Below are 11,480 nucleotides of genomic sequence, written 5' to 3' on the forward strand. Positions count from 1 at the left end.
TCGCCCGGCAGGACACGGTGACACGCGCCTCAAATGGTGGAATGCCCACCACCCCACCCCCCGACCCCCCGTGGAGTCGTAGGGGAGCATCAACGGTCGCATCTCTGAGGTCGGGGTGGGGGTGAACCAGGGCCCCGCGGGGCTGGTTTGGTTCCTCCCTTTCGAGCCCCGCCGCCGCCAACCCGAGCGTCTCGAACTTCCCGCCGATGAACACAGACGGTCTCGTGGGGTCGTTAACAACGTCGAGAAGGCTCTCCGTCACCGCCTCCGCGTTCTTCCCCTCAATCGGCGCGTGAAAGAGACAGTATTCGGTCGCGCCGCTCGCTGGATGTGGACACTGCCAGACGGTGGGGCCCTCTTTGACGTCCACCTGCTCGTCGGTTGTATCGCGGTAGACGTGCTCGTAGGCGCACCGAGGGTCGTTTTTCACGACACCTCACATTCAGTGTCTATTTCATAAATAGATTGTCACGTACTGGCACAGATTCACACCACGGCAGCTACTGTGAGGCCACTTCGGCCGCTTCGGCATCGCCGACGACCGCCGAGAACGTGGCGACGAATCCGTGGTCTCGGGCGGGTAACGTGACCGATTCGACCGTATCGCCGGATTCCCCGTGGAACTCGATGACCGTCCGGTCCTCATCGAACACCACCGAGTATCCGGCAAAGAGTGAGCGATTGAGTTGGATTGACCGCAACCTTGTGAGGTCTTCCGGCTTCTCCCCGCCGGCCGTATACTGGACTTCGACGAGACGCGTGTCCGTCAGGAGCACCGTCGCCTGCTCATGCTGGCTGACCGAGTGAAGCGTCTCGTGGTCGCCGACGAACTTATGTATCGACTCGTAGAGACTCATACCTCTTGTTCTCGATTGCGAACTATCAACGTGTCTACATCCGTCGGAAACGGGAGAACCATCACTCCACGGATTCGATGATGGGGTCGCTCGTCAGGACGATGATATCTGCAATGCCATCGACGAACCGGTATGGGATTCGAACGCCGCGTTCCCCCGCTTCGACGTTCGCCAGTGGCTCGTCCATCGAGACGAGAAGCCCCGTCACACAGTCGTTTTCGAGGTCGACACAGAGGTCGATTGCCTCACCAATGCGGTTCCCCGACGCTGCGTACACAGGGAGTCCGTCGACGCTCGGAATCGGTTCGACACTCGTCGTTGAATGGAGGGCCATAGTGGTAGCTATCGAACCTATCAATGAAAAACAATGTGGTTGCGGTTGAATATAGTCGCTGTAACCTATCGAACCACCGTTAACGAGGCTTCGTGCCGATTACACCAACTATGTCTCGTTTGTAGGCTTCATCTATTGGCTGATTTGGGCGCTATCGATGGTAACTACTACCAGTATGTTTTTCATACTTCAGTGAAAATCGGATACTGGTCAGATGCCCATCCGCCTCGGTACCTCTCTTCCCCCCACCACCACACTACTGAGGCAGTCTGACCACTCCCTTCCTCGGTGGCAATCACCCGTTTACCTCGACTAGCGGCGACTAATTCGCGGGCAGCGGTCGTCATGGATACACTCCGGCGACCGTAATGAGGAAAAACACGGTCAGAATCGTCAACAAAGCCCCATGTGTGCTCGTCCATCCACGCGCGAACACGCCGTGACCGAAATCGCAGCGCGGCAACGACACTAAACATCGCAATCCTAACTGCGCTGAGAAAATGCGAACGAAATCCCATCCGGGACGCGATTAGCAGTGTAAAACCTCCGACAACTGCATCCGAAATCCGCCACCTCCCTTCAGACGTTTCGTTTCGATTCATCGTGATTAGGTGTCTTGGCGTACACAGACTGTCGGTGTGCATTTAGTGAGTACGTGCTCTGTACCTTGGCGCGTACGTGCCACACGATACGACCTGAGGGCGGTTGCAAGACATACTTTTTCGTACCCGACCCTCGTCTGCCCAACATCTATATCTGGACGTGGACGAACACTATCGCATGGCGTCTGACCTCGAAGCGACTGTAAACGGACTCTTCGGGAAAGATGAACTGAACCGCCCGGTTCTGACACCGGCGTTAGTTTTCACGCTGACGCTTATCAGCATCACAGTGGGAATCTACGCTGGACTCACCTTCGCCCCCGATGGAGGGTTGGGCTTGCTATCGTCTATCGCTGGGATACTACTCGGGGGTGCTGTGATTGCTCCGGTTTGCATACTACTCCTCTATTTCGAGTAGGGTCGGGAGCACAGACACAGATACAACACTCTCTGCGACAGCCAAAAAAATAGCCGAGCGTCGCTAGCGACGCCGTCGCGTTACACGCAGCAGGCTGAAGACGCCCGCCGCGACGAGCGTAGCCACGGTTCCAAACCCGGGCACGCCGGTTTCGGTCGTTGGTTCGCCAGTCGCGGTATCCTGTGTCGTCACGGTCGTCGATTGGGATGTCGGCGTCGCCGACGCGGTCGTCGTCGGTGCGTCGGTTGTCGGCGTTGGTGAACTCGCGGTGGTCGTCTGCGAGTCGTTGTCCGAACCGTCGCCGTCGGAATCGTCGTTGTCCGAACCGCCGCCGCCTCCGCCGCCTCCACCCCCACCGCCTGTCGACCCGTTAGACTCGGAGACCGACAGGTCGATTCCAGAGGTATCGGAGACCGTGTAGGCGTTGCCGTTTTTGTCACCGAGTTTGGAGACGGCAACGTCCAGCGTGCTCTCGCCGGTCGAATCAGCCACTTCGACGGTGACGCTGGCAATCGGAACGGTTCCCGTCTCAGCCGTGTCGAGACCGACCACTCGAACGGTCGCCGACGTTCGGTTATCACTGTACGAGACGTTTCTCGGTGCGACTTCAGCACCGTCCGGAAGCGTCACCTCAGAAATCTCGCCGACAGATTCGTCTTCGAGCGTAATCGTCAGGTCGTACGCGCCCACGCCGCCGTCGGCGTCGTCGACGACAACGTCGAACGTCTCGGTCGCTCCGGGTTCGATGGTCGTCTGTCCCGTCTCGAAGCCGACGCTGGTCGCTGTGGCCGCAAGTGTGACTGGGGCAGCCACGACCAGACAGACCACACTGAGACAGACTGCAAGGCCGAGCACCCGCGTGATTCGCGTCGTCGCTGTCGACATGCGTTGGAACACTGGCTTAGACATCTGCGCCGTAGAACAGTCGCTGCACGTCGCCCACGTTGACCTTCCCGTCGTCGTTCAGGTCGAACGCATCGACGTTCGACTGCATGGTGTCGGTTTCGCGGTTCACGAACAGCGCTTGCGCGTCGACAACGTCCACGGAGCCGTCGCCGTTGATGTCTTCGAACGTGCCGTCACCGTCGGGGTCGGCCATCTTCTGCCCGTTTCCGGTCACGTCACCGGGTTCGACAGTCACCTGTCGGTTGTCGATTTCCGAGACCCCGTAACTGCTTCCGTTTTGGGCGTACGGCCCGGCGGTCGGCGTCAGTTCGAGCGTCGTCGACTCGTTGAGGGTGACGCCCTCGACCGAGACGGTTGCGAGAACCTGTTCGTCCGATGCGGACGCTTCGGCACCTGCGACGGCGATGTCCGCGCTCGTTCCGTTCTCACTGATGTGAACTTCCGAAAAGCCGGGTTCGCTGGCGAACGAAACGTCGGTGATGCGAGCAACCTCGGCGTCGCCGACCGTCACCGTCATTTCGTAGGCACCGATGCCCTGCTCGACGTCGCTTGCGGTGATTTCGAATTCCCGTTCGTCGCCGAGCGGGACGGGTCCGTCGCTGTCTCCGATGGCGAGCGCGACCGACTGCGACGGTGTCGGCGTCGGCGACCCGGTTTCGAGGTCGACATTCAACACTGCGGTGTCGAAGTTCTCGTACTGACTCGAATACTCGCTGTCGGTGTAGTCGACGTAGAGGTCGATACCCGAGTTAGGCGCGAGCGGGGCCGTCTCGAAGGCGGCCAATTCGTCAGTCGGGACCGTCACAGTCACCGTACCGGACTGGCCGTCGTAGGTGACGTTCGTCGTCGTGACGTACGTACCGTTGCGGTCGGCGAACGCTGCCGCGCCGTCGACGCCGGTCACACGCGAGGGGGCGTCGATGGTGAACGTCGTCTGGCCGTTCGATGCGGACATGTCGACTGCTGAGGCGTCGACGACCGTGTCGACGCGGCGCATCCGGTCGTCGGACTCGGTATCGACTTCGACGGCTTCGATTGTGCTTCGGTTCTGGAGGTAGCCGATGACACCTTCGGCCATCGTCGTCTCGTTGTACACCTTCACGCGCGGAGCGTCGGCGAGTGGGTAGCTACTGCCGCCGTCGGCGATGTAGGAGTTGACTGCGAGCGTGTACGTCTCGGAGTCGTTGACGGGTTCGCCGTTCACCGTGAGGTCCTGTACGGTCGCATCGCCCTCACTTGGGGACGCGCTGTCGGAGTGCGGAACCCATTCGAAGGTGACGCCGCTTACCTGTTCTTGGGTTTGTGTGCCGTACTGGTTCTCCATACCGAGCGGCGTGATTTGGCTCTTGACGACCTCGCGGAGTTCCGCGCCCGTCACTTCCACGACGACGATGGTGTTTCCGAACGAGTGAGTCGAGGTGACCATCCCGCGGGTGATGTTGAACGTCTCGCCCGCGCCGTATTTGTCGGTCGGGTAGAGCGTGTCGCGGATGCCGCCGGCGTTCGTCACGGCCACGTCTGCGCCGGTGTAGTTGCGAACCCCGTCAGTGACAAGGTGGCCCGTGGCGGAGTCGTCGGTGTAGCTAGAGCCGACACCCGTGTGTTCCGGCATGACCGCCGTTGCGAGCTTCGTGTTGAGGTACTCCTCGCGGAGCGGGTTGATGTAGTTCTTCCACGTCTCGTTGCGGGACGTGTTGGTCGTCACGTCGACAAGTTCGCCCGACGAATCGGTGACTGTGCCGTCTTCGACGGTGAGCTTCATCGACATGATGGCGCTTGCCTTCCCGCTCGTCTCGCCGATGAGGACGCCGTCGGTCTGCTGCGGGGAGTAACGCTGGTGGTCGTCGCCGGAGATGAGCGCGTCCATCCCGTCGACGTCCCGTGCGAGTTGCTTCGAGTCCGGAATGCCGAGCGGCGCGAGCGCGACGACGACATCGACGTTCTCCTCGTTGCGGAGGGTGTTCGTCGTCCGCTGTGCGGCCGTCGTCGGGTCGAGGACTTTGTAGCCGTTGCGCTCCATGACGCCGTCTGTCTTGGCGTTGATAGCCTCGTCGGTGAGTCCGAAGAAGCCGACGCGGACACCGTCGCGCTCGACGACGGTGTAGTTCTGGGTTCCTGGGAGGTTCTTGCCGGTGTCCTCGTGAACCACGTTGGCGAGCAACCACGGGTAGGTGGATTCGTTGGAGATTGCTTCGAAGACGGCGAAGTCGTTGGCCCCGGCGTCTTCGTCGTAGTCGAGTTCGTGATTCTGGACGACCTCAGCGTCGGGGTTGATGAGGTTCAGCGCCGTTACCGGCGGTTCGTAGGGCTTGTCGAGGCCGTCGTAGTTGCGGAGGGCGTGCGGACTCAGTTCGTCGCCGCCGCCGGCGACGAACACGGGACCGTCCGCGTTGGCGCGCTGTTGTTCGATGAGCGTAATCATCCGGCCGAGTTCGTCGTCGCCCGAACCGGCCGCGGCCTTGCCGATGTCGTTGTAGCCGACGAGCGTAATCGTCGTCTCGTTCGGACTCGTGGTGTTATCGGAACCGTCTCCGCTTCCCCCGTCACTGCCATCGCCGCCGCCGGTTCCCGGGGCGGTCAGGTTCGAAACGGTCGCAGGCTGAAGCTTGAACGCGCCGAAGCTGTAGAACACCGGGCCTTCGATGGCGTCGATGGTGCTTCCATTCTCGCTCGGCGTGGTCTCGTCGCCGGTCGTCTTGTCGTCCACGGCGATGGCTGACGAGCCGTCGGTGACTGCCCACTCGCCGTACTGGCCGGGCGTTTTCGTGACTTCGAGGTCGGTCACGTTGACGAAGACGCCCTCGTAGGCTTCCTGTGCGGCGTCCGCCGTGGAGATGGGCGTCGCTTCAGGGACGGACTCACTGCCGGTTGTCGAAACCGAACTGTTGTCGCCCGTCAGGTCGAGTTCCGTGAGTCCGTTGTACTCCTTTACGGGAGCTTCCACGTCCACGACATCGCCGGGTGCGACACTCGGCGCGCCGCCGGTGTAGACGTACACGCCGCTGTGCTGAACATCGTCCGCGGACGCGTCCTGCAAGAAGAAGCCATTGGCGTTGGTTGCTGTGACGGTTCCCGAGGTGTTGACGACCTGACCTTCGTAGGCCGAGGCGTCGCCGTCGGTCGTATTCGACTGGAGTTCGGTGATGGACACGTCGGCTGGTCCGGCGGCTTCGTCCATCGCGAACTGATTGGTGGTTTCGAGTGCAGTGATGTCAGTGTCCGCCGCCGCGCTCGCCACGCCTGTGGGGAGCATTGCGGTTGTGAGCACTAACACCAATAGCACCGTTACAGTGCGACTGAGTGCTGACTGTTTCGGTGTGTGCGAAGACACACCTGTCCGCTCCGATTGGTGGTTGATAATCTCTAATAATTGTAGTACATAGATGATGTGATATTTCGATAAACTGTCTATTTGTGGGGGAGAGAATGTATATCTAATATAATATACATTACCTAACACTTACCTCTTGAGTGGTCGTATTGGACTACGCATCTGAACCGTTGTCGCGGGCGGCCCGACCGATGCCCGTTTCACGACTGGCTCTTCGAAATTGCCTCTGAAAGTACTAGCAGTACATGCCAACCAAATATTTTTTCTTGGAGAACCGTGTCTGGGTGAATGGTCAGCGCTGATACTGTGTACACCCACTACACACTATTGGCTCCGCTGGCTGTTCCTGCCCCATTAGGGGCCTCTACGTATATTGTCCCGAAGACTGGGGTGTTCTGTAGTTATCTCTGTTGCACATCTCTTCAGGTCAATCTCGGGAAGAAAGCCGATGTTCCCCGGCACAATCCTGTTAGTTCCTGATTTCGTCTATCGATACGTGGTCGGTTTGTAGGCCGAAGCGTTCATTGTTCAATGAGAAAATCGTCGCACATGTTCGGAACGAGTGGTGTGCGGGGACCCGTCGGGGACCTTATCACGCCCGAGTTTGCGACAGCACTTGGACAGGCGCTCGCAGCCTGTGGGAACAACCGCGTCGTCGTCGGCCGTGACGCACGAACGACCAGCCCGCTTCTTTCCGATGCAGCGAGTGCGGCGCTCCGAAGTGCTGGTGTGGAAGTCGTCCGCGCCGGTCAAGTGTCGACGCCGGCGCTCGCACGCGGTGTCGGGTGGACCGACTCGGACGCTGGACTAATGATTACCGCCTCGCACAACCCGCCGGAAGATAATGGATTCAAACTGTGGGCCCCGTCTGGCCAAGCGTTCGGCGAGGATCGGCGCACGGAAATCGAAGCCGCGCTCGACGCCGACGAGCGGTCATACGCGGCGTGGGACGCTGTCGGCGACGAGTCGACTGCACCGGACCTCACCGCCCGACACGTCGATGCGCTCTGTTCGGCAGTCGATATCGAAGGCGACCTTTCGGTCGTCGTCGACCTCGGAAACGGCATGGGTGGCGCGACCGTCGAGGCCCTCCGTCGTCTGGGGTGTGACGTACAGACACTCAATGCCACGCCCGACGGTCGCTTCCCCGGCCGGCCGAGTGAGCCAACGGCCGAAACCTGCGAGACGCTGTGTTCGGTCGTCGAAAGTACAGATGCCGACCTCGGCATTGCACACGACGGCGATTCCGACCGCATGATGGCTGTCGACGAAACGGGGTCGTTCATCGAAGGCGACGAACTCCTCGCGCTGTTCGGTCGTGAGGCCGTATCCTCCGGCGAACGCGTCGCCGCCCCGCTCAACACGAGTCTCGTCGTCGACGACGTACTCGACACGCAGGGCGCGTCGCTCACCCGGACGAAAGTCGGCGACGTGTTCGTCGCGGAGGCGGCCCGTGACGACGATGTCGTCTTCGGCGGCGAACCGAGCGGCGCGTGGATTTGGCCCGCGGAGACGCTCTGCCCCGACGGTCCGCTGGCGGCGTGCAAGCTCGTCGAACTCATCGACCGACGCGGCCCGCTCGCAGCGCAGCGCGAAGAACTCGCGTCGTACCCACTGCGACGGACAAGTGTCGAAACCGACCGGAAACGCGAAGTGATGAGCGCGGTCCGCAGTGCGCTCTTAGATACCTACGACCCTGACGCCGTATCGACGCTCGACGGCGTCCGCGTCGAACAGGACGACGGCTGGTTCCTCGTTCGCGCGAGCGGGACACAGCCGTTGATTCGGTTGACTGCCGAAGCCCGCGACGAGGCCCGTGCGGATGCGTTGTTGGCCGACGCTCGGGAGTTCGTCGACGACGCCCGGTAATCTTCCGCTTTTTTCTCTCACGTACGCGCCGCCAACTTCGCGTACTGCTCCGCCAGCGAGTGCGACCCCGTTTTCGGGGCAACCACGTCGGTCGTGAGAATATCCGAGAACGCACTTCCCAGCGCTGCATAGCGTCGATTGAACGGTTGGACCGCCGTCAGTAGGGAATCGACGAGCCACTTCGGGAGGTGCGTCACCGTCGGCGACTTGTCGAGGGCATCAAACGCGAGTTCGGCAATCTCGTCGTAGGTGAAGACATCCGGACCGCCAACGGAGAATTCGCTTCGGGAGTCGCCGACGGCATCGACACACACCTCGGCGAGGTCAGCCCCGTGGATGGGATTCATCTGTGCCGTCCCGTCGCCGACGAGAAACGCCCGGCCGCGGCGTGCCATCTCGAAGAATTCGGTCATATCTGAGAAGTAGCCCGTCGGGCGGACGACGGTATGTGAGAGGCCCGACTCGTGGAGTTCCGCGACGAATTGCTCCCGCGGTTCGATGAGCGACCCCCAGAGGTCCGGACGCTCTACCGAGACGAACACGAACTGGTCGACAGCCGCCGCAGCCGCGAGATTGAGAATCGTCCGGTTCGCCTCGTAGTCTACCTCCCAGTGGCTCGCCTGCTGACGAGTCACTCCGAGCGACGAAAACACGACATCCACATCGTCGCACAGTCCCCCGAGAGTGTCTGGGTCGGTCGCAGTCCCGACAAAGAGGTCATCAATATCGTCGCGGACTGCCGGTTCGAGATACTTCCCCGCGGTCGAGAGTTTGTCCACCGACTGCGGTCGCGAAAGCGCCCGGACGCTGTATCCCCGATTGCTGAACGCCTGTACGGCGTGCCTTCCGAGATAGCCGGTTGCCCCGGCGACCAACACACGCGTCATCGCTCTGCTCCCGTTCGCTCCGACCTTATGTTTTCTATATTCACTATATACCGAATATAGTCTCGATACTGTATTACTATTCCGGCGCGAACACCGCGTCATGACCGCCGACGCATACGACGACGCAAAGGTCGAAATCGCCGATGCGATGGCCCGAACAGCGGAGATGTACGGGCTCAACCGGAGCTACGGGCACATCTACGGACTGCTGTACTTCGTGGGGGAACCCATGTCGCTCGACGAGTTAGTTGCCGAATCGGGCTACGCCAAATCGACCGCGAGCAACGCCATGTCCGCGTTAGAACCGTATCACCTCGTCCGTCGGCAGTCGAGTCCCGGTGAGGGCCGGAAAGTGTACTTCGAGGCCGAGACGGACTTCTGGACAGTTATGCAGGAATTTCTCGAACAGCAGGGTCGCCGCGAGATTCGAATCATGACGCGGGCGCTCGAAACGGCACAGGAGACGCTCGACAACGCGCCCGAGACGGAACAGACGGCACAGGCGCAAGCGCGGATTGCGGACCTCCAACACTTCTACGACCAGTCCGAACAGCTACTTTCGTTTTTCACGAACGTCTCACTCGACGAGTTCCTCGCCGTCGCCGCCGAAGTCGAGGCGCGCGACTCGACGGGCGACGACTCGTAGCGTCACCTCAGCTGAAGGGTTCTTGTTTTCTGCTATCCTTCACTCGGTCGTTTTCTGCTATCCTTCACTCGGTCGTTTTCTCGCCCTCACTCCGCTGCGAGGTGTCCCCCGAGGAGTTTGAGGTAGAGGAACGGAACGAACCACTCCAATCCCGGTCCAAACGAAACGCCCACGAGTGCAAGCAGGATTCCGACTGCCGTGAACAGCATCGCGACCGGTCGTCGAAGGTGCCGCGGACTCAGGAGAATCATCGCCGCGCTCCCGAGGAGATAACCGTAGACGAGCGCGCCTTCGGCCCACGAAACCGTCTCGAAGACCAGCGCCAGCGCGAACGGGTAGATGTGGAGTGCCACGAACGCGAAGTGGTCGCGGCGGCGCTGCGAGGGCCGGTGCCACCATTCGACCCCGCTCGTAGTCGTGTTGGCGACGATACCCCCCGCGATGTCGAGTGCCAGAAACGCGACGAGTAGTTGCTGAATCACCGTCCAATCGAGTGCTTTCGTACGGGCGTAGAAGAACACGACGCCGGTGAACACGACCCCAAACGCCAGTACGAGTGCCTGTTCCGTGACGCTCGCGCTCGGTCCAACGAGCCGGTCCCAGAGTCCGAGTGGACCGCTTCGTGGGGTTTCGACCGGTGTTTGGGTTCCCGTCTCGTTTATATTTTCTATATTCACCATATAGTGAATTTGAGATACTAGGCTATAACTGTGCAGGTTGGGAAGGGTGCATGTAAGGACGGGTTGTACTGGCTATTATGCGTCCAGCGCTGTGTGAACCCGCTCGTGAATCTCGGGTTCGGCGGCAGACGGTTGGTCGCGACGCACCATCCGTCCCGTGACGAGTTCGAGGAGGTCGAGCGTCGACAGGAGATCGCGAACGGGTTCTCGGTCGAGTCCAAGGGTGCGCTCGACTTCGTAGAGTGTCTTCGCGCCTTCGACTGCGTCGCAGACTTCGATGATGGTGAGTTCGAGGTGTGCAAACTCCTCCGGAAGCGGTGGAAGCGACGCTGTCGTTGACTCGGGCTGTGTCTCTGTCGCTTCGTCAGTCTCGCGCTCGGTTGCGTCGGAGCCTGCGGTCGTCTCCGTCACTGTGTCTGTCTTCTCTTTTGTTTCTGTGTCTATCTCATCCTCTCCCTCTGTGTCTATCTCATCCTCTCCCTCTGTGTCTGCCTTATCTTCTGACTCTGTGTCTCTGTCCGCCTTATCCTCTCTCTCTGCGTCCCTCGTCGCCGACGTCGTATCCGGCTTTTCGCTCACACCAACTGACCGTACCTCTGACTGGGACTCCATATCGGTCGCATCTCCCTGCGAGTCGGACGGAGACGGCTCGTCGGACTCCGACGACGAGGTCTCGCCGTAGGAGTTTGGCTGGTGAATCCCGTGTTGAATCATCTGGTTACGGACGGTCTGCGGGGTGACGTCCACGCCGAGTGCGTCGGTCATTTCCTTGAACGTCTTGTGTTCGTCGTAGACCGCCTGAAGTTGTGCAGGGTCGCGATGTGCGGGGACGTCTTCGGCTCCGTCCGTATCCGTGCCCGTGTCTTCGGTGTCGGCTGTCGAGACGCCTGTCGCGTCAGCACTCCCACCAGAATTGCTGCTCGCAGCCGACTCGGTTGACGTGTCTACAC

Annotated in this window: 10 protein-coding genes and 1 pseudogene; 3 read left to right on the forward strand and 8 right to left on the reverse strand. The window is 60.7% G+C overall.

Annotation, left to right across the window (positions count from 1 at the left end):
* The 3 genes and pseudogenes from QT222_RS14510 to QT222_RS14520 all read right to left on the reverse strand — a co-directional run.
* Positions 1 to 430, reverse strand: a pseudogene (locus QT222_RS14510) (pentapeptide repeat-containing protein); the annotation flags it as partial.
* 70 nt (positions 431 to 500) lie between these two features.
* Positions 501 to 857 carry a hypothetical protein gene (locus QT222_RS14515; protein WP_491477575.1) on the reverse strand — a complete coding sequence of 119 codons (357 nt, stop codon included), beginning with the start codon at positions 855 to 857 and terminating at the stop codon, positions 501 to 503.
* Between the two features lie 61 nt (positions 858 to 918).
* Positions 919 to 1,191 carry a PRC-barrel domain-containing protein gene (locus QT222_RS14520; RefSeq protein ID WP_004059528.1) on the reverse strand — a complete coding sequence of 91 codons (273 nt, stop codon included), beginning with the start codon at positions 1,189 to 1,191 and terminating at the stop codon, positions 919 to 921.
* Between the two features lie 780 nt (positions 1,192 to 1,971).
* Here QT222_RS14520 and QT222_RS14525 point away from each other — a divergent pair.
* Entirely contained in the window at positions 1,972 to 2,211 is a 240-nt protein-coding gene (locus QT222_RS14525; RefSeq protein WP_004059529.1) for a hypothetical protein, read from the forward strand.
* A 63-nt stretch (positions 2,212 to 2,274) separates the two neighbouring features.
* Here the strand turns inward: QT222_RS14525 and QT222_RS14530 are convergent, their stop codons facing one another.
* Entirely contained in the window at positions 2,275 to 3,096 is an 822-nt protein-coding gene (locus QT222_RS14530) for a hypothetical protein (protein WP_491477576.1), read from the reverse strand.
* Positions 3,097 to 3,112: 16 nt separating this feature from the next.
* Positions 3,113 to 6,370 (reverse strand): 5'-nucleotidase C-terminal domain-containing protein, encoded by a 3,258-nt coding sequence (locus QT222_RS14535; protein ID WP_491477577.1) that lies wholly within the window; start codon positions 6,368 to 6,370, stop codon positions 3,113 to 3,115.
* Positions 6,371 to 6,997: 627 nt separating this feature from the next.
* Here QT222_RS14535 and glmM point away from each other — a divergent pair.
* A complete protein-coding gene (gene glmM, locus QT222_RS14540; protein ID WP_491477578.1) occupies positions 6,998 to 8,317 on the forward strand; it encodes a phosphoglucosamine mutase in 1,320 nt (439 codons plus the stop codon).
* A gap of 17 nt (positions 8,318 to 8,334) precedes the next feature.
* On the opposite strand, the gene QT222_RS14545 is transcribed toward glmM, so the two are convergent.
* Positions 8,335 to 9,204: an SDR family oxidoreductase gene (locus tag QT222_RS14545; protein ID WP_004059533.1), complete on the reverse strand. Its 870-nt coding sequence runs from the start codon at positions 9,202 to 9,204 to the stop codon at positions 8,335 to 8,337.
* Positions 9,205 to 9,304: 100 nt separating this feature from the next.
* On the opposite strand from QT222_RS14545, the gene QT222_RS14550 reads away from it, so the two are divergent.
* Positions 9,305 to 9,850 (forward strand): GbsR/MarR family transcriptional regulator, encoded by a 546-nt coding sequence (locus QT222_RS14550; RefSeq protein ID WP_491477579.1) that lies wholly within the window; start codon positions 9,305 to 9,307, stop codon positions 9,848 to 9,850.
* An 86-nt stretch (positions 9,851 to 9,936) separates the two neighbouring features.
* Here QT222_RS14550 and QT222_RS14555 read toward each other — a convergent pair whose 3' ends face one another.
* Entirely contained in the window at positions 9,937 to 10,530 is a 594-nt protein-coding gene (locus QT222_RS14555) for a hypothetical protein (RefSeq protein WP_491477580.1), read from the reverse strand.
* 75 nt (positions 10,531 to 10,605) lie between these two features.
* Positions 10,606 to 11,480, reverse strand: an 875-nt coding sequence (locus QT222_RS14560; protein ID WP_491477581.1) for a DUF8073 domain-containing protein, incomplete at its 5' end; no start/stop codon positions are given.

It is taken from the genome of Haloferax sp. s1 (assembly GCF_058382125.1).